This window comes from Variovorax sp. GW821-FHT09A10, assembly GCF_059418385.1.
In genome coordinates this window covers 144602-162603 of sequence record NZ_JBWKPT010000008.1, presented here as the reverse complement: position 1 = coordinate 162603, position 18002 = coordinate 144602, and the positions used below count along the sequence as shown (strand labels likewise).

The window sequence follows — 18002 nt, the reverse complement described above, 5'->3', positions numbered from 1 at the left end:
TTGCGAAAAAAGCCTCACCCCAACCGCATCGACAACTCCACGTCACCGCCGAACGGCACCGACAGGTACCCGCTGTCAGGCGAGCGTACGCGCGCCAGGTACGCCGGGCTGTGGTCGGCGTTGTCCGCCACGATCAGCGCGCCCGGCCGCAGGCGCGCCTCGACCAGCGCCAGCACGTCGGGGTAGAGCGCCTTGGCGCCATCGAGCAGCAGCAGGTCGATGGACTCTGGCAGGTCGACGGCCAGCGTCTGCAGCGCATCGCCTTCGCGGATCTCGACCAGGTCGGCCACGCCGCCTTCGGCCAGGTGCGCGCGGGCCCTGGCGACCTTCGAGGGTTCGAACTCGCTGCCGATCAGGCGGCCGCCGCCGTTGTCGCGCAGCGCCGCGGCCATGTACAGGGTGGACAGGCCGAAGGAGGTGCCGAACTCCACGATGTGGCGCGCGTTCGTGCTGCGCGCCAGCTGGTACAGCAGCACGCCGGTCTCGCGCGACACGGGCAGCCACACATCCTTGAGCCGGCTGTAGAGCGCGATGTACTCGGTCTTGCTGTGCATCAGCCGGTGGCGTTCCTCCGGGCTGACGTCGGCGATGGCCGGGCTGGTGGCCGCGCTGGCCTCCTGGAACAGGCGGTCCAGCAAGGGCGCGAGGGGGGCGGTGGTCAAGGTGCTCACGGGTTTCTTTCGTGTGAAAAGCAGATGAGAAATACTATGAAGAACCCTTCATGTTTTCCATTCGCGTTTCGCCACGCTCCCATGACCGACCGTCAAAGCACCCCGATCTCCTCTCGCAGGCAGCCCAAGCAGGCGCGCTCGGCCGACCTTCTCGGGGCCATTCTTCAGGCCGCTGTTCAGGTTTTGGCGAAAGAAGGCGTGCGCCGCTTCACCACGACGCGCGTGGCCGAGCGTGCGGGCGTGAGCGTGGGGTCGGTGTACCAGTACTTCCCGAACAAGGCGTCGATCCTGTTCCGCTTGCAGAGCGATGAATGGCGGCAGACCACGGAGTTGATGCGCGGCATCCTCGGGGACACGCAGCGTCCTGCTCTGGAGCGCCTGCGCCTGCTGACGCACGCATTCGTCCGCTCCGAATGCGAGGAGGCCGACGTGCGAACGGCGCTCGACGCCGCCGCGCCGTTCTACCGCGACGCACCCGAGGCGCAAGAAGTGCGCGCCGCCGGCGACGAGATCGTCCGCGTGTTCATGCAGGAGGCGCTGCCAGCGGCTTCCGATGCCACGCGTGCGATGGCGGGCGACCTGATCGTGGCGACGCTCAGCGCCGTGGGGAAAGAATTCTCGGAGCGCCCTCGCACCGACGCCGAGATCGAGGCCTGGGCGGGTGCGATGGCCGACATGTTCTGCGTCTACATGGAAAGCCTGGCCTCGCGCTGAACCGGCCGCGAGGCGCTTCGTGCATCAATGGTCGTGATGCAGATAACTCGCCTGCCTCGGCAACCGCAAGCTCACCAGGAACGCGATCACCATCATCGCGCTCACGTACCAGAAGAACGCCGACTCGTGGCCCAGTGACTTGAGCCCCAGCGCCACGTACTCGGCCGATCCGCCGAAGATCGCATTCGCCACCGCGTAGGCCAGGCCCACGCCCAGTGCGCGCACCTCGGGCGGGAACATCTCGGCCTTCACGATGCCGCTGATCGAGGTGTAGAAGCTCACGATGGCCAGCGCCGCGATGATCAGCACGAAGGCCAGCACCGGGCTCGTCGTGTGCTGCAGCGCCGTGAGGATCGGCACGGTGGCCAGCGCGCCCAGGCCGCCGAACAGCAGCATGTTGTTGCGCCGCCCGATGCGGTCCGACAGCGCACCGAACAGCGGCTGCATGCACATGTAGACGAAGAGCGCGCCCGTCATCACGTAGCTCGCGGTCTTGATCGGCAGGTGCACGGTGTTCACCAGGTACTTCTGCATGTAGGTGGTGAAGGTGTAGAAGATCAGCGAACCGCCGGCCGTGTAGCCCAGCACGGTGAGGAAGGCCGGCGTGTGGTGCTTGAAGAGCCCGGCCATGCTGCCGGCCTCCTTGTTGGCCTTGGCCTCGGCGCTTTGCGTTTCGTGCAGCGTGCGACGCAGCAGCAGCGCGACCACGGCGGCAATGGCGCCGATCACGAAGGGAATGCGCCAGCCCCAGGCCTTGAGCTCGGCCTCGGTGAGCAGCTGTTCGAGCACCACGATGACCAGCACCGCGAGCAGCTGGCCGCCGATGAGCGTGACGTACTGGAACGACGAGAAGAAGCCGCGCTGCCCGCGCAGCGCCACCTCGCTCATGTAGGTGGCGGTGGTGCCGTATTCGCCGCCCACCGACAGGCCCTGGAACAGGCGGCACACCAGCAGCAGGAAGGGCGCCCAGGCACCGATCTGCGCATAGGTGGGCAGGCAGGCGATGACGAGCGAGCCGGCGCACATCATGGTCACCGAGATCAGCATCGAGGTCTTGCGCCCGAGCCGGTCGGCCACGCGGCCGAAGAGCCAGCCGCCGATGGGCCGCATCAGGAAGCCGGCCGCGAACACGCCGGCGGTGTTCAGCAGCTGTGCGGTGGGGTCCGACTTGGGGAAGAAGGCCGGCGCGAAATAGAGCGCCGAGAAGGCATACACGTAGAAGTCGAACCACTCGACCAGGTTGCCGGAAGAGGCCGCCATGATCGCGAAGACGCGGTGGCGTTTTTCTTCGGCCGTGTAGTGAGGGAGGGACGAAGAAGAGGCCGCGAGGCCTCCCTGGGTCGAGGTGACTGCGCTCATGGTGTGCCTTCTGTGGCCCCGGGGGACCTGTTGTTGTGGCTCAACCATTCTGCGCCGCCCTGCGGGGGTGGCGTGTCAGCCGACGCCGCATCGGCCTGCGCCCGACGGGGTCTTCAGCCGCCTGTCAGAACGTGCCAGGCAACAGGATGTCCGACTTCACATCGTCGATCTGCGTGCGACCGCAGAAGGCCATCGTGATGTCCAGTTCCTTGTGGATGATCTGCAGCGCGCGCGTCACGCCCTCCTGGCCATAGGCGCCCAGGCCGTACAGGAAGCTGCGGCCGATCAGCGTGCCGCGTGCGCCCAGGGCGCGGGCCTTGAGCACGTCTTGCCCGCTGCGCACGCCGCCGTCCATCCACACCTCGATCTGGCTGCCCACGGCATCGGCGATGGCCGGCAGCGCGGCGATGGACGACGGGGCGCCGTCGAGCTGGCGCCCGCCGTGGTTCGACACGATGAGCGCGTCGGCGCCGCTGGCCACGGCCAGGCGTGCGTCTTCGGCGTCCATGATGCCCTTGAGGATCAGCTTGCCGCCCCAGCGCTTCTTGATCCATTCGACGTCCGCCCAGCTCAGGGCCGGGTCGAACTGCTCGGCGGTCCATGACGACAGCGACGACAGGTCTTTCACGCCCTTGGCGTGGCCGGCGATGTTGCCGAAGGTGCGGCGCTTGGTGCCCAGCATGCCCATGCACCAGCGCGGCTTGGTCGCCAGGTTGATGAGGTTCTTGATCGTGGGCTTGGGCGGCGTGGACAGGCCGTTCTTGATGTCCTTGTGGCGCTGCCCGAGGATCTGCAGGTCGAGCGTGAGCTGCAGCGCCGACACGTTGGCGGCCTTGGCGCGGTCGATCAGGCGCTCGATGAAGTCGCGATCCTTCATCACGTAGAGCTGGAACCAGAAGGGATGCCGGTCGGTGTTCTCTGCAATGTCTTCCAGCGAGCAGATGCTCATGGTCGAGAGCGTGAACGGAATGCCGAAGGCCTTGGCCGCGCGCGCGCCCAGAATTTCGCCGTCGGCGTGCTGCATGCCGGTCAGGCCCGTGGGCGCGATGGCCACGGGCATGGCCACCTCCTGGCCGATCATGGTGGTGCGGGTGGAGCGGCCTTCCATGTTCACGGCCACGCGCTGGCGCAGCTTGATCTTCTGGAAGTCGCTCTCGTTGGCGCGGTAGGTGCTCTCGGTCCAGGCGCCGGAGTCGGCGTAGTCGTAGAACATCTTCGGCACGCGCCGCTGGGCGATCGCCCGCAGGTCTTCGATGCAGGTGATCTTGGAAAGGTCGGGCACGGGGGAGGTCTCCTGGCTGGTGTTATGGGGGTCAAGGCGGGCCGGGCCATGTGGGCCACGGCAGCGCCGGGGGTCGAGTCTGCAGGGGAAACGCGCCGGCGACCTGAAAAAAGCCCACACCCCGGCTGAAAATTATTCAGCCCGGCTCGCGCAGCGCCTGGCGCAGCCATTCGACGAAGGTGGCGCATTCCCAGCGTTCCATGGTGCCGGGGCGCCAGCACAGGAAGTAGGCGTTGGGCGAGGGCGCGCTGTGCGGCGACAGGCGCACCAGCCGGCCGTTGTCGAGCCAGGCGCGGCCCAGCCGCAGGTGCATGAGCACCACGCCGAAGTCTTCGGCGGCCGCATCGAGCGCCAGCCCCAGGTCGTTGAACTGGTGGCCCACGGCCGGCTCGGGCAGGCCGATGCCGCAGGCCTTGAACCAGATGCGCCACGACTCCAGCGGCGTGCGCAGCAGCTGCACGCGCGCCACCTCGGCGTCGGTCGAAAAGTGCTGCTCGAAGGGCCCGTGGCGTTCCAGATAGGCCGGGCTGCACACCGGCGAGACGTCGTCGGCCAGCAGCTGGCAGAACTCGCGGTCGTGGAACGGGCCGGTGCCGAAGCGCAGCTCGATGTCGGCGTCTTCGGCCGTGAAGTTACGCACCGGCATGGTCACCTGCAGCATCAGCTCGATGGTCGGGTAGGCGTCGCGGAACTCGGCCAGCCGGGGCAGCAGCATCTGGCGCGAGAAGGTGGGCGTGACGGCCACGCGCAGCCGCCGCACCTGCGACGCGGGCTCGCGTCCCGGCACCTGCTGCAGCGCCGCGATGGCCTCGCGCACGCGCGCCAGGTAGGCCACGCCGTCGGCGCTCAGGCCGAAGTCGTTGCCCGTGAAGAGCTTGAGCTCGAGCTGCGTCTCGAGCTGGCGGATGCGGTGGCTGACCGCGCTGGGCGTGACGCTGAGCTCCTCGGCCGCGACGTTCACGCTGCGCAGCCGCGCGACGGCCTCGAAGGCCTGCAGGCCCTGGGTCGAGGGAAGTCGCGTCGATGCCATGTGTTTCTTGGAAGGGAGTGAGCGATGCGATGTTATCGAAGCGCGACGAGCGCATCGAGCAGCCGCCGCAGGTCGTCGACCGCCTCGCGCGCCAGGGCCGCATCGCCCATCTGCGCCTTGACGATGGCGCCGTCGACGCCCAGCGCGGCCGCCTGCGCAACGGCCATGCGCTGCGGGCCGTCGGGCAGCAGGCCGGCGATCACCTCGACCATCTCGCGCTTGTGCTCGCGCGCGATGTCGGCGGCGCCGGCCACGCTGGCACCGACTTCCACCACCGAGTTGATGAAGGCACAGCCCCGAAACAGCGGGTCGGCGAACCACTCGGCCATCACGTCGGCCAGCACCGGCAGCGCCTGCCCCTGCGCGATGCGCTGCTGCGCGTCGCGCCGGCCCAGCGCATCGACGAACCAGGCCATCCACACGCCGTGCCGGTGGTCGAGAAAGGCGCGCACCAGGTCGTCCTTCGAGGGGAAGTGCCGGTAGAAGGTGACCTTGGTGACGCCCGACGCGGCGATCACGCGGTCGATGCCGGTGGCGCGGATGCCGTCGGCATAGAAGAACTCGTGCGCCGTGAGCAGGATGCGCTCGCGCGCGGGCAGTGCAGAGATGTCCATGCGGCGATTGTAGGCATGTAGACAGGTCTGTCTACTCGTGGCACATTGCGGGCCTTCATCACTTCATCTTTTGACTGAAAGACCGCCATGGAATCCCGCCCGCCGCTGCCGCCCTTCACCCTCGAATCCGCCCTCCAGAAAGTCCAGGCCGCCGAAGACGCCTGGAACTCGCGCGACCCCGTGCGCGTGAGCCTGGCCTACACGCCCGACACCGAATGGCGCAACCGCGCCGACTTCGTCAATGGCCGCGAACAGGTGGTCGAGTTCCTGTCGCGCAAGTGGGAGCGCGAGCACGACTACCGCCTGAAGAAGCAGCTGTGGGCCTTCATGGACAACCGCATCGCGGTGCGCTTCGAGTACGAATGGCACGACGCCGCGGGCCAGTGGTTCCGCAGCCATGGCAACGAGAACTGGGAGTTTGCGCAGAACGGGTTGATGCAAAGGCGCTACGCGAGCATCAACGACCAGCCCATTGCGGAATCGGAGCGCAAGTTCCGCTGGGAGCGCTGAAGCGGTCTTGCTCCTTCCCCCTCTGGGGGACGGTTGGGATGGGGGCAGGCCTTCGAACAGGCGCCATGTTTTTTCGGAGGCCGCGTGCCCCCACCCCAGCCCTCCCCCAGAGGGGGAGGGAGCAAGTCAGCTGGGCATGTCTGTTGCTAGTCCTGTTGCATCCGTTTCAACCCAGGAGCCAAGCCGCATGAACCGCAACGACGTCACCGAGAAGATCATCACCGTGAAGGTGTCCAAGGGCATCCAGTGGGCCGACGTGGCCAAGAAGGTCGGCCTGTCGAAGGAGTGGACCACCGCCGCCTGCCTCGGCCAGATGACGCTCGACGACAAGCAGGCCAAGGCCGTCGGCAAGATCTTCGGCCTCACGCCCGAGGAGCAGAAGTGGCTCCAGCTCGTGCCCTACAAGGGCTCGCTGCCCACGCCCGTACCCACCGACCCGCTGATCTACCGCTGGTACGAGGTGGTGAGCGTGTACGGCACCACCATCAAGGAACTGATCCACGAGGAGTTCGGCGACGGCATCATGAGCGCCATCGACTTCAGCATGGACATCCAGCGCCAGCCCGACCCGAAGGGCGACCGCGTCAACGTGGTGCTGTCGGGCAAGTTCCTGCCGTACAAGAGCTACTGAGGCCAGGCGCTCAGTCAGTACACCGGTGCCGCCGGCTTCGGCCGCTGCGTCGGGGCCGGGCGCCAGCCCGGGCCCGCCATGCCGTAGCGCGCGCCCTCGATCGCACCGGCAATGGCGCGCGCCACGCCATCGACCGGCGTCGTCAGCCGTCGCCGCGTGCGCATGCGCTCGAAGGCGTAGCTGTCGGCGATGCGCTCGGCCAGCGGGTCGGCGGCCTCGGCCACGTCGGGGCTCACCAGCGAGACGTGCACACGCCCCGCGTGTTCCCGCCGCAGCCCTTCGGAAATCGCCTGCACCGCGTACTGCGTGCCGTGGTACACGGCCGAGTCGGGCGTGGCGCCGCCCATGGCCACCGGCGCGACGTTGACGATGTGGCCCCAGCCCTGCTCCTGCATCGTGGGCAGCACGGCCGCCACGCCCAGCAGCATGCCGCGCAGGTTGACGTCGATCATCAGCTCCCACTCCTCGATCTTGCGCTGCCACAGCGGCGACAGCGGCATCACGCCGGCGGCATTCACCAGCACGTCGATGCGGTCGTGCGTGTCGAGGGCGAACTCGGCAAAGGCCTCCATGTCGGGCCGGTGCGTCACGTCCAGCCGCCGGAAGCTCGCCGAGCCGCCGGTGGCGTTGATCTCGGCCGCGAGCGCCGCGAGCCGTTCGGTGCGGCGCGCGCCGAGCACCACATGGGCGCCACGCCGCGCGAGCCGCCGCGCCGTCGCCTCGCCGATGCCGCTGCTGGCGCCGGTGACGAGAACCACTGTGTCCTGGATTGCACTCATACAAAACTCCTCATGCGGGTCGGTGCGCCACGGCGCGAGGGGTGCGCCGGGCATGGGGATGAGTCTCGGGGCGAAGGGGCTGGAGGCGGTATCCGGATCGAACGAGGTTTTTGCCTGATCCTGCGAAATGCAGAAACAGGCGAGCCGTGCGCGGGGCCGCGTCAGCCGCGCCGGCCCAGCCGGTTCCCCAACGCCAGCAGCCCCCATCCCGCCAACCCGAAGGTCAGCGCGATGCCTGCGGCATAGACGGCCACGCCGCCGTAGCCGCCCACGTTCGCGGGATTGAGGAAGGGGTAGGGGTACCAGCCGATGTGGCTGCCGCGCACCAGCGTGTAGGCCAGGTAGGCCATCGGGAAGACCAGCGTCCACAGCAGCTGCCGGCCGCCGAGGCGCGTGCGCGGCGGCTGCAGCAGCCAGTCGAGCAGCACGACGCACGGCATCACGTGGTGCAGCAGCGTGTTGATCCACGGCCGCAGCGCGCCGAGGTCGACGTCGCGCAGCAGCAGCGAGAAGACGATGCCGACCACCACCATGTTCACGGCCGACATGGCGCGCAGCCCTTCGTCAGGCCCCGTGGACACCGGCTGCCAGAGGCGGCGCGCGCCCAGCACCAGCACGATCGCCGCGAACAGGTTCGAGAGGTTGGTGAAGAAGCTGAAGAAGTTGACGACGTTGAAGCCCATGCGCACATGGATCGTCAGCTGCCAGCCGATCGCCACCAAGGTCAGCAGGCCGAAGAAGAGGCGCAAGGCAGGCCAGATCACGCGATGCTGCCCTCGGCTCAGGGCTTGCAGTTGCCGCCCATGGACACCGAGCCGTCCTTGCACTCGGTGAGCATCGGCTCGCCGCGCGGTGCGGGGGCCGAGGTGGATGCAGGGGCCGGCGAGGCCGCGCCGCCTTCGCGCTGGTAGACGATCTTCTTGGTGCCGAGGTCGCAGCTGCCCACCACCTGGCCGCTTGCCGTGGCGGTGGCATCGACGGTGACGACGCTGAAGTTCGTCACGCCCGATGCGGCGATCTTGGCCTCGATCTCGGCGCGCAGCGTGTCGCAGTTGCTCTGGGCGTGGGCGCCGCCGGCGGCCACGAGCAGGGTCGACGCGGCAGCAGCAGTCACAAGCAGACGGAGTTTCATGAGGGGCCTGCCTTTCTTTTCTCTTGCAGTGGAATGGGGGCGGGGGAGTCGGCGTCTAGTTTCGCGCTGCGCGGTGGCAGACGCAAAGACAAACGCAAAAACAAACGGCCTGCCGCGCGAGCGACAGGCCGTTGGTGTCAGGGCTTCCGGGTCAGCACAGACCCGGAAGACGCAGGCGCAGCGGGATCAGGCCGCCGGTGCCAGCGCCGCGTTCAGCGTGGCGCTCGGGCGCATCACGGCTTCGTACTTCTTCGGGTCGGCCAGGTAGTAGCCGCCGATGTCCACGGCCTTGCCTTGCACGGCGGCGAGTTCGTCGACGATCTTCTTCTCGTTGGCGGTGAGCGTCTCGGCCAGCTTCTTGAACTTGGCCTGCAGGTCCTTGTCCTCGGTCTGCGCGGCGAGTTCCTGGGCCCAGTACATGGCCAGGTAGAACTGGCTGCCGCGGTTGTCGAGCTGACCGGTCTTGGGCGACGGGTTCTTGTTGTTGTCCAGCAGCTGGCCGGTGGCGGCGTCGAGCGTCTTGGCCAGGATCTTGGCTTGCGCGTTGCCGGTCTTCAGGCCCAGGTCTTCCAGGCTCACGGCCAGCGCGAGGAATTCACCCAGCGAGTCCCAGCGCAGGTGGTTTTCTTCCACCAGCTGCTGCACGTGCTTGGGAGCCGAGCCGCCCGCGCCGGTCTCGTACATGCCGCCGCCGGCCATCAGGGGCACGATCGACAGCATCTTGGCCGAGGTACCCAGTTCCATGATGGGGAACAGGTCGGTCAGGTAGTCGCGCAGGATGTTGCCGGTGGCGCTGATGGTGTCCAGGCCGCGCACGACGCGCTCCAGCGTGTAACGCATGGCACGCACCTGGCTCATGATCTGGATGTCCAGGCCCGTGGTGTCGTGCTCGTGCAGGTACATCTTGACCTTGGTGATCAGCTGCGCCTCGTGCGGGCGGTAGGCGTCGAGCCAGAACACGACCGGCATGCCGGAGTTGCGCGCGCGGTTGACGGCCAGCTTCACCCAGTCGCGGATGGCGGCGTCCTTGACCTGGCACATGCGCCAGATGTCGCCTTGCTCCACGTCTTCGCTCATCAGCACTTCGCCGGTGTCCAGGTCGGTGATGTTGGCCACGCCGTCTTCGGGGATCTCGAAGGTCTTGTCGTGCGAGCCGTACTCTTCGGCCTTCTGGGCCATCAGGCCGACGTTGGGCACGGTGCCCATGGTCTTGGGGTCGAAGGCGCCGTGCCACTTGCAGAAGTTGATGATCTCCTGGTAGATGCGGGCGAAGGTCGATTCGGGCATCACGGCCTTCACGTCCTTCAGGCGGCCGTCGGCGCCCCACATCTTGCCGCCGTTGCGGATCATGGCGGGCATCGAGGCGTCCACGATCACGTCGTTGGGCGAATGGAAGTTGGTGATGCCCTTGGCCGAGTCGACCATGGCCAGCTCGGGGCGGCCTTCGTGGCAGGCGTGCAGGTCGCGCTTGATCTCGTCCTGCGTGCTCTGGGGCAGCGTGGCGATCTTGTTGTACAGGTCGACCATGCCGTTGTTGACGTTGATGCCCAGCTCGTCGAACAGCTTGCCGTGTTTCTCGAAGGCTTCCTTGTAGAAGATCTTCACGCAGTGGCCGAACACGATGGGGTGCGAGACCTTCATCATGGTGGCCTTGACGTGCAGCGAGAACATGACGCCGGTCTTGTGCGCGTCTTCGATTTCCTTTTCATAGAAGGCCAGCAGGGCCTTCTTGCTCATGAACATGGAGTCGATGACTTCGCGGTCGAGCAGGGCGACCTTGGACTTGAGCACGATGGTCTTGCCGCTCTTGGTGAGCAGTTCCATCTTGACGTTGCGCGCGCGGTCCAGGGTCATGGACTTTTCGCCGTGATAGAAGTCGCCGCCGTGCATGTGCGAGACGTGCGAGCGCGAGGCCTGGCTCCAGTCGGCCATGCTGTGCGGGTTCTTGCGGGCGTATTCCTTCACGGCGCGGGGCGCGCGGCGGTCGGAGTTGCCTTCGCGCAGCACGGGGTTCACGGCGCTGCCGGTGCACTTGTTGTAGCGCGTGCGGATGTCCTTGTCCTCGTTCGAGGTCGGGTTCTCCGGGTAGTCGGGGATCTTGTAGCCCTTGCCCTGCAGTTCCTTGATCGCCGACTTGAGCTGGGCGACCGAGGCGCTGATGTTGGGCAGCTTGATGATGTTGGCGTCGGGCTGCAGCGTGAGCTTGCCCAGTTCGGCCAGGTTGTCAGGCACCTTCTGGTCGTCGCTCAGGAATTCGGGGAATTCGCCCAGGATGCGGGCGGCCACCGAGATGTCGCTCGTCGTCACGTTGATGCCGGCCGGAGCCGTGAAGGCGCGCACGATGGGCAGGAAGGCGTAGGTCGCCAGCAGGGGCGCCTCGTCGGTGAGGGTGTAGACGATGGTGGGTTGCTTCGTGCTCATGCGCTTGCTTCCGTAGGTTCTGGGTTGTCGAGAGGGCTGAAATTTCATTGGGCGAAATGGACTTTCGCCGGAGCCCCCCATTGTCGCCCGGTCGGGCCGGGGCGCGGTCGGAGAAACCCCGATGACCCCTCTGCCAGGGCTTCGCGCGATGGCTACCATTGCGCCCCATGAAAAAGCTGCCTCTTGCCGGGATCGTCGGTCTTCTCGCGTCGCTGCCGGCCGGCCCCCTGCTCGCCGCGCCCGCGGCGCAGGTCTTCGTGGCCGTCAAGGCGCCCGAGGCCGTCGACGCCATGTGGCGCGCCCACCTGTGCGCCTTGCTGCCCCAGCCCTGCGATGCGCAGGCGCTGAAGCTGCACCGCCCGCGCGACGGCGGCGCGCCCGACGACTACCTGCTCACCTCGGAAAAGCCCCTGGCCATGGCGCGCCTGAAGCGCGATGCCGGCGCCGACACCTGGCAGCTCGCGCAGCTGCACGATTTTTCGACCTACGTGGCCTCGCAGCAGCGCGACCGCCCCAGCGACCACCCCGAGTTGCACCTGGCCCTCGCGCCGGTGCTCTACCCGCTGGCGGAAGGCCGTTGGGCCGTGGCCGTGACCCAGCGCGAATCGGAAAGCTATTCGGGCGGCGGCGCGTCCTATGTGACGGCCGACTTCGTGCCGCTGGACACGCCGCCCGGGCAGCGCGCCAAGGCCGCGCGCGAGGGCATCCCGTACTGGTGTTCGCGGTCGATCCGCGCCTGCTTCAGCGAGAAGGAATACAAGACCTCGAAGCACTGCCACGACGAAAGCCGCGGCAGCCTGCGCATCGCCTACGACGCGCCGGCGAAGGCCGGCGGCCCCTATGGGTGGCGCTACACCTGGCTGCAGAGCGAGTGGCCGGCGCACACGGGGCCGGCCGGCAACAAGCGCACCAGCGTCGACTTCACGGACGACAGCGCGCAGAAACCGACCGCCTGCGACGGCGGGCTGCAGTAGGCAGGCAGCAGCGGCTCAGTGCCGCGGCACCGTCACCGCGCCCACGTGCAGCGTGCGTCCCGCGCCCAGCCCCGCCATGACCAGCACCACGCCCAGGCCGACGAACAGCCAGGCCGAGGCGCGGAAGCTGCCGGTCCAGCCGTGCAGCAGCCCGGCCAGCAGCGGACCGAAGGCCGCCACCATGTAGCCCACGCCCTGCGCCATGCCCGACAGGTGCGCGGCAATGTGCGAATCGGGCGAGCGCAGCACGATCATCGTGAGCGCCAGCGCGAAGGTGCCGCCCTGCGAAATGCCCAGCACCACGGCCCAGGTCCACATGCCGCCGGGGGCGTCCAGCGGCGCGAACAGCATGGCCAGCATGGCCGCCACCGTCATCGCCGACAGCACCACCGCCAGCGCGCGCTGGTTGCGCAGCTTCACGGCCAGCGCCGGCACCACGAGGCAGGTCACGACCTGCGTCATGACCGACAGCGACACCACATAGCCGGCCATTTCGCCGCTGAGCCCGCGCTCGCGCAGGATCGGCGCCAGCCAGCCCATCACGATGTACGCCAGGGCCGACTGCAACCCCATGAAGAAGGTCACCTGCCAGGCCAGCCGGTCGCGCCACAGGCCGCGCACGGTGAAGCCCGACTCGCTCGCCACCGGCTTGAGCGGCAGCGCCTGCGGCGCCCAGATGAACGTGACCAGCGCGGCCGGCACGGCCCACATGGCGAGCGCCAGCGTCCAGCCGCCGCCCAGCGCGTGCTCCAGCGGCACGGTGAGGCCCGCGGCACTGGCGGCGCCGCCGCACACGGCCATGGTGTACAGGCCCATCATCAGCGCGGCCTGCTTGGCGAAGTCGCGCTTCACCAGGCCCGAGAGCAGCACGTTCGACACCGCGATGCCGCTGCCCGCGATGGCCGAGGCCAGGAACAGCAGCGGGATGTTGCCGGTGCCGCGCAGCAGCGTGCCCACGCCGATCAGCACCATGCAGCCCAGCAGCGTGCGCTCGGTGCCGAAGCGGCGCCCGAGCCAGGGCGCCATCGGCGCGAACACGCCCAGGCAGACGATCGGCAGCGTGGTCAGCAGGCTGGCGGCGGTGGCCGACAGGCCGGTGGCACGGATGATTTCCGGCAGCACCACCGACAGGCTGGCGAACACCGGCCGCAGGTTGAAGGCGATGAGCACCACCGTCAGGCCCAGCAGCAGCCGACGGGCCCGGCTGGGGGTGGGCGTGGGGCGCGGTGCGGGCAGGCTGTCGACTTCGGCGTCGATCAGCAGTTCTTCGGCGCCCGATGGCGCCGCCTGGGTGCGCGCAGCGGTGGCGGCACCCGTGGGCAAGGTCATGGCGCTCATGCCGTGCCCAGTGCGAGCGCGTTGAGCGTCGGCGCCATCAGCTCGCGCACGGCGGCGGCGGCGCGCTCGGGGTCGCGGCTGGCAATGCCTTCGACGATGGCGCGGTGCGCCGCCTCGTCGGGCTCGGGCAGGCTGGCGCTCAGCGTGCTGGCGATGGTTTCCTTGATGTAGCCGGTGATGAAGCGGCAGGTCTCGACCAGCGCCAGGTTGCCCGACACATCGACGATGGCCAGGTGGAAGGCCAGGTCGCGCTCGATGAAGGCCGCGCCGTTGTCGGCCATGTCGGGCTGGCCGCGCTTGTCGAGCAGGGCGTGCAGCCGGCGCAGGTCTTTCGCGGTGTGGCGCACGGCGGCGAGCCGGGCGGCCTCGACCTCGAGCGCGCGGCGCACCTCGAACTGGTCGCGCAGGCTGGCCAGGCGCAGCTTCTGCAGGCTGGCCGAGGGGTCGAAGCCCGATCGCACGTAGGTGCCCGAACCCTGCTGCACCTCGAGCAGGCCGCGCGAGACCAGCGTCTTCACCGCCTCGCGCACCGTGCCGCGGCTCACGCCCAGCAGTTGCGCCAGCTGGGGCTCGATGGGAATGCGCGAGCCGATGGGCCAGCGGCCCGAGGCGATCTCGGTGCGGATGCTGTTCGCGGCGGCGTCGGCCAGGGAGGTGCGAGGAGGTTGGACGAGCATGGGATCAGGCCGGCTTATTCATTGAATGATTGGATGAATTTAACCATTGTTAAAAAGACGCGGTCAACGGGAGGGGCATGAGCGGCTCGCCGGGAGGGCCGGCCGCCCGCTTTCGCCCGCTCTACCAGCTGCCCGAGGCGCCGCCGCCGCTGCTCGAACCGCCGCTGTCCGAGGAGGAGGATGAAGAGGAGGACGAGGACGACGAACTGCTGCTGCTCCAGCCGCTGTCGTCGTCGTCGCCGCTGCCCGACTCCATGACGCCGGGCGGCAGGAAGCCGATCAGCATCGAGAAGAACGCCGCCAGCGCGATGGGAATCCACGAGGTGTCGGGCACCGGGCCGGGCGATGTGATGTGGAACACGTAGCCGCAGATGCCCGCCACGATGACCAGACGGACGAGGAAGCTGACCATGCTGCGCTGGAAGGTGTTGACCATGCAGCGCACGATGACCACCGCGAACAGCGTCGCGCCGCCGATGCACAGCGCCCACAAGAAGCCCCACCAGAAGCGGTCGGCGCCGACCGTCCACGCAATGGCGACCAGCGACGCGATCACGAGCACGAAGCCGCCCATGAAGATGGCGGCCGTGCGCGACATGCCGCAGAGAAAGCCCAGGCCGTAGCCGAAGATCGCCGGCATCGCCAGCACCAGCGCGATGGCCGGGTTCAGCAGCGCCGCGCCGGCCGCCAGCGGGCCGGCCCCGAGCAGGCCGAGCACCAGGCGCAGGTCGCGCGGGGCAGGGCGCGCACGCACCGGTTCGGGCTCGATCGCCGCCAGGGCATCGGCCCAGGGTTCGGGGCGCGCGCTGCCCTTGCGCTTGCCCTTGCGTTTTTTCTCCTCGGCGCGCCGCGAGGCCGAGCTGCCGCGCGGCGGGTCGCGCGGGACGCCGCGGCCGTGCCAGATGCCCAGACCCAGGCCCCACAGCACCACGCCCATCAGGCCCCAGCCCTCGGGCGTGACGTGGCCGCCGCGCGTCAGGCTGGTGACCTTCTCGTCGTCGGGTGCGGGGGCGCGGTCCACGACGATCTGCTGCGACTCGGGTGCGACGACGCTCACCTCGCCGCCGAGCAGCCGGGCGAGCGCGCCCACGGCCGCTTGCACGCCGCCGGCGAAGTCGCCCTCGCGAAAACGCGGCGCCATCTCGCGGTCGATGATGCGGGCCGCCTGGATGTCGGTCACCGTGCCTTCGAGGCCGGTGCCGACCTCGATGCGCATGCGTCGGTCCTTCTGCGCCACGAGCAGCAGGATGCCGTCGTCGGCGTCGCTGCGGCCCAGCCGCCATTTGGCGAAGACGCGCGTGGCGTAGGCCTCGATGGTGTCTTCGCCCGTGGTCGGCACGATGAGCACGGCGAGCTGGGCCTGGGTGCGGCTCTGGATGTCGGCGATCTGCGCGCGCAGCGCCTCGGCCTCACCGGCCGGCAGCGCCTGCGCGAGGTCGACCACGCGCGAGCTCATCGGCGGCACCGGCACGGGCTTGGCCTGCACGGCGCGCGGGCCGGCGAGGCCCAGCACGAGCAGCAAGGCGAGGCACAGCGACAGCCAGCGGGGCATCGGCAACGGCGCGCGCACCAGCGCGTTCATCGGCGCGCGCCCTTCGCCGCCACCACGCCCGCGCCGCGCACTTCAACCCGGCGCTGGTCGACCACCTTGCCGCTGGCGTCCACCAGCTCGATCAGGTGCCGCCCGGGCCACGGCAGCCACTGCGCGCTGTTGCCGCGCGCGTGGAACTTGCCGTCGATGCGCCACTGCACGCCGCGCCCTTCGGCTTCGAAGCGCACGCGCTGGCGCTGCGGCGGAATGTCGGGGTCGAGCGCGAGGATCGTGCCGTCGGACGGCGCCGTGATGCGCGCCGAGGCGGCGTCGCTCGCCATGCCGGTGTCGAGCGCGAACAGCGGCTGCTCGGTGCCCTGCAAAAACCATTCGCTGCGCGCCGCTTCGAGCGGGCTGCCGTCGGCGCCCGGGCCGAAGCTCACGCGCGCCTCGACCAGCCCGGCGGGCGGCGCGGGCGCGCGGCTGGGTTCGCGCGCGTGCAGGAAGCGCATCACCTCGGCCCACACGGGCGCGGCGCCGCTGGTGCCGCTCACGTCCCACATCGAGGCGCCGCTGGCGTTGCCGACCCACACGCCGACCGTGTAGCGCTGCGACCAGCCCACGGCCCAGTTGTCGCGCATGTCCTTGCTGGTGCCGGTCTTCACGGCGGTCCAGAAGCGGGTGGACAGGATGCTGTCCAGGCCGAAAGTGCGCGTGCGCGCGTTCGGGTCGGAGAGGATGTCGCCGACGATGAAGGCGGCGCGCGGGTCGAGCAGTGGCGCAGCTTCTGCAGGCTTCGTCTTGTTGGCCGGGGCAGGGCGTGGCGTGAGCGTGGTCGCCCCGAAGCGCCCGCCGTTGGCCACCATGCGGTAGGCATTGGCCAGCGACAGCAGCGACACCTCGGCGCTGCCCAGCGCCAGGCTGTAGCCGTAGTAGTCGCCGCTCTCGCGCAGCGGCAGGCCGGCGGCGCGCAGCTCGCGCGCAAAGGCCTCGGGCGACACCATCACCAGCGTGCGCACGGCCGGCACGTTGAGCGAGGCGGCCAGCGCGGTGCGCGCCGACACCGGGCCCTTGAAGCGGCGGTCGTAGTTCTGCGGAATGTAGAGGCCGCTCGCGGTGCTGATCTGCGCCGACGAATCTTCGATGAGCGAGGCGGCCGTGATGCGCTTCTCGGCGAGGGCCTGCGCGTACAGCAGCGGCTTGAGCGTGGAGCCGGGCTGGCGCAGCGCGGTCACGCCGTCGACCTCGGCGGCCTGGCTCAGCGGGCCCGAGGAGCCGACCCAGGCCAGCACCTCGCCGCTCGCGTTGTCGAGCACCACGAGCGCGCCGTCTTCGACGTGGCGCCCGCGCAGCTCGCGCAGGTGGCGCTGCAGGCTGTCGAGCGCGTAGCGCTGCAGCGGCGCGCGCAGCGTGGTGCGGACGCTGGCGGGTGGGGTGGATTTGTCGTTCCCGGCATCACGCCATTCGCGCAGCACCCGCCGCGCGGCATGCGGCGCGATGCCTTCGTTGGGCTCGAACGCACGCCGCTGCACCACGGCGCTGGTGAACATGTCGAGCGCCTCGCAGTCGGCCTTGGCGCCGGGCTCCATCACGCGCAGCACCTCGCAGGCGCGCTGCGCCACCAGCGCGGGGCGGGCGTTGGGCGCGCGCACCAGCGCGGCGGCCACGGCGGCCTCGCGCGCGTCGAGCCCGCTCGGGGCCTTGCTGAAGAGCGTGCGCGAGAGCGCGTCGATGCCGACGATCTCGCCGCGGAAGGGCACCGTGTTCAGGTAGGCCTCGAGGATCTGGTCCTTGCGCCAGCGGCGCTCCAGCTGCGTGGCCGCCACCGTCTGGCCGATCTTCTGCGTGAAGCTGCGCCCGCCCGCCGCGCGGCGCAGGTCGTCGTCGAGCAGGCCCGCCAGCTGCATGGTGATGGTCGAGGCGCCGCGCGTGCGCGTGTTCCACAGGTTGCCCCAGGCGGCGGCCGAGGCGGCGCGCCAGTCGACGCCACTGTGTTCGTAGAAGCGCTTGTCCTCGCTCAGCACCATGGCCGCGCGCAGCGCGGGCGACACGTCGGCCAGCGCGGTCCACTGGCCGCGCCGCACCGTGGGGTCGGTGCGCACGCGCTGCAGCAGCTCGCCCTGGCGGTCGAGCACGGCGGTCTCGGAGGAACGAAAGTCGCGCTTCACTTCCTCGAAGCTGGCCAGCGCCCAGGCGGAGGGTGCGGCGGCTGCCGTCAGCAGGACCACGGCCAGGGTGCGCCGGGCAGTGGAAGAAAACGAGAACGCAAGAGGCATCGCAGCAGACGGGGCCGCGGGGCGGCAGGCAAAGCGGAGACGGCCCATTCTCCGCCATGCCTT

The 18002-nt window shown here is 69.2% G+C and carries 17 protein-coding genes; 4 read left to right on the top strand and 13 right to left on the bottom strand.

Going from position 1 to position 18002, the window contains the following annotated elements; translation table 11 throughout:
• Positions 1 to 14: 14 nt before the first annotated feature.
• On the bottom strand, positions 15 to 671 hold the full coding sequence (locus tag AC07Q9_RS25460) for an O-methyltransferase (RefSeq protein WP_495312211.1): 657 nt from the start codon (positions 669 to 671) through the stop codon (positions 15 to 17).
• Positions 672 to 752: 81 nt separating this feature from the next.
• On the opposite strand from AC07Q9_RS25460, the gene AC07Q9_RS25455 reads away from it, so the two are divergent.
• Complete coding sequence (locus tag AC07Q9_RS25455; protein ID WP_495312260.1) at positions 753 to 1385, top strand: TetR/AcrR family transcriptional regulator; 633 nt, start codon at positions 753 to 755, stop codon at positions 1383 to 1385.
• 24 nt (positions 1386 to 1409) lie between these two features.
• On the opposite strand, the gene AC07Q9_RS25450 is transcribed toward AC07Q9_RS25455, so the two are convergent.
• From AC07Q9_RS25450 to AC07Q9_RS25435, 4 genes are all read right to left on the bottom strand, one after another.
• Complete coding sequence (locus tag AC07Q9_RS25450) at positions 1410 to 2744, bottom strand: MFS family transporter (RefSeq protein ID WP_492681612.1); 1335 nt, start codon at positions 2742 to 2744, stop codon at positions 1410 to 1412.
• 124 nt (positions 2745 to 2868) lie between these two features.
• A complete protein-coding gene (locus AC07Q9_RS25445; RefSeq protein ID WP_495312210.1) occupies positions 2869 to 4026 on the bottom strand; it encodes an alpha-hydroxy acid oxidase in 1158 nt (385 codons plus the stop codon).
• Between the two features lie 136 nt (positions 4027 to 4162).
• Positions 4163 to 5056: a LysR substrate-binding domain-containing protein gene (locus tag AC07Q9_RS25440; RefSeq protein WP_495312209.1), complete on the bottom strand. Its 894-nt coding sequence runs from the start codon at positions 5054 to 5056 to the stop codon at positions 4163 to 4165.
• A 32-nt stretch (positions 5057 to 5088) separates the two neighbouring features.
• A complete protein-coding gene (locus tag AC07Q9_RS25435; protein ID WP_495312208.1) occupies positions 5089 to 5670 on the bottom strand; it encodes a TetR/AcrR family transcriptional regulator in 582 nt (193 codons plus the stop codon).
• 87 nt (positions 5671 to 5757) lie between these two features.
• Here AC07Q9_RS25435 and AC07Q9_RS25430 point away from each other — a divergent pair, with 87 nt between their 5' ends.
• Positions 5758 to 6180 carry a nuclear transport factor 2 family protein gene (locus tag AC07Q9_RS25430; protein ID WP_307586563.1) on the top strand — a complete coding sequence of 141 codons (423 nt, stop codon included), beginning with the start codon at positions 5758 to 5760 and terminating at the stop codon, positions 6178 to 6180.
• Positions 6181 to 6367: 187 nt separating this feature from the next.
• Positions 6368 to 6811, top strand: coding sequence for a cyanase (cynS, locus tag AC07Q9_RS25425; protein ID WP_495312207.1), 444 nt, complete (start codon positions 6368 to 6370; stop codon positions 6809 to 6811).
• A 14-nt stretch (positions 6812 to 6825) separates the two neighbouring features.
• On the opposite strand, the gene AC07Q9_RS25420 is transcribed toward cynS, so the two are convergent.
• The 4 genes from AC07Q9_RS25420 to AC07Q9_RS25405 all read right to left on the bottom strand — a co-directional run bounded on the left by AC07Q9_RS25420 (position 6826) and on the right by AC07Q9_RS25405 (position 11143).
• Positions 6826 to 7590 (bottom strand): SDR family oxidoreductase, encoded by a 765-nt coding sequence (locus AC07Q9_RS25420; protein ID WP_495312206.1) that lies wholly within the window; start codon positions 7588 to 7590, stop codon positions 6826 to 6828.
• Between the two features lie 161 nt (positions 7591 to 7751).
• Positions 7752 to 8354 carry a Pr6Pr family membrane protein gene (locus tag AC07Q9_RS25415; RefSeq protein WP_495312205.1) on the bottom strand — a complete coding sequence of 201 codons (603 nt, stop codon included), beginning with the start codon at positions 8352 to 8354 and terminating at the stop codon, positions 7752 to 7754.
• A 17-nt stretch (positions 8355 to 8371) separates the two neighbouring features.
• Positions 8372 to 8722, bottom strand: coding sequence for a DUF1161 domain-containing protein (locus AC07Q9_RS25410; RefSeq protein ID WP_495312204.1), 351 nt, complete (start codon positions 8720 to 8722; stop codon positions 8372 to 8374).
• Between the two features lie 186 nt (positions 8723 to 8908).
• The gene (locus AC07Q9_RS25405) at positions 8909 to 11143 is read right to left on the bottom strand and encodes an NADP-dependent isocitrate dehydrogenase (protein WP_495312203.1); all 2235 of its coding nucleotides are present in this window, start codon (positions 11141 to 11143) and stop codon (positions 8909 to 8911) included.
• 167 nt (positions 11144 to 11310) lie between these two features.
• Between AC07Q9_RS25405 and AC07Q9_RS25400 the strand changes: the two genes are divergently transcribed.
• Positions 11311 to 12117: a hypothetical protein gene (locus AC07Q9_RS25400; RefSeq protein ID WP_495312202.1), complete on the top strand. Its 807-nt coding sequence runs from the start codon at positions 11311 to 11313 to the stop codon at positions 12115 to 12117.
• 15 nt (positions 12118 to 12132) lie between these two features.
• On the opposite strand, the gene AC07Q9_RS25395 is transcribed toward AC07Q9_RS25400, so the two are convergent.
• From AC07Q9_RS25395 to pbpC, 4 genes are all read right to left on the bottom strand, one after another.
• On the bottom strand, positions 12133 to 13455 hold the full coding sequence (locus tag AC07Q9_RS25395; RefSeq protein ID WP_495312201.1) for a CynX/NimT family MFS transporter: 1323 nt from the start codon (positions 13453 to 13455) through the stop codon (positions 12133 to 12135).
• On the bottom strand, positions 13452 to 14132 hold the full coding sequence (locus AC07Q9_RS25390; RefSeq protein WP_489057900.1) for a FadR/GntR family transcriptional regulator: 681 nt from the start codon (positions 14130 to 14132) through the stop codon (positions 13452 to 13454). Before AC07Q9_RS25390 ends, AC07Q9_RS25395 begins: the two co-directional genes overlap by 4 nt.
• Before the next feature lie 121 nt (positions 14133 to 14253).
• On the bottom strand, positions 14254 to 15714 hold the full coding sequence (locus tag AC07Q9_RS25385; RefSeq protein ID WP_495312200.1) for a TPM domain-containing protein: 1461 nt from the start codon (positions 15712 to 15714) through the stop codon (positions 14254 to 14256).
• Positions 15711 to 17939 (bottom strand): penicillin-binding protein 1C, encoded by a 2229-nt coding sequence (gene pbpC, locus AC07Q9_RS25380; protein WP_495312199.1) that lies wholly within the window; start codon positions 17937 to 17939, stop codon positions 15711 to 15713. Before pbpC ends, AC07Q9_RS25385 begins: the two co-directional genes overlap by 4 nt.
• Between the last annotated feature and the right edge of the window lie 63 nt (positions 17940 to 18002).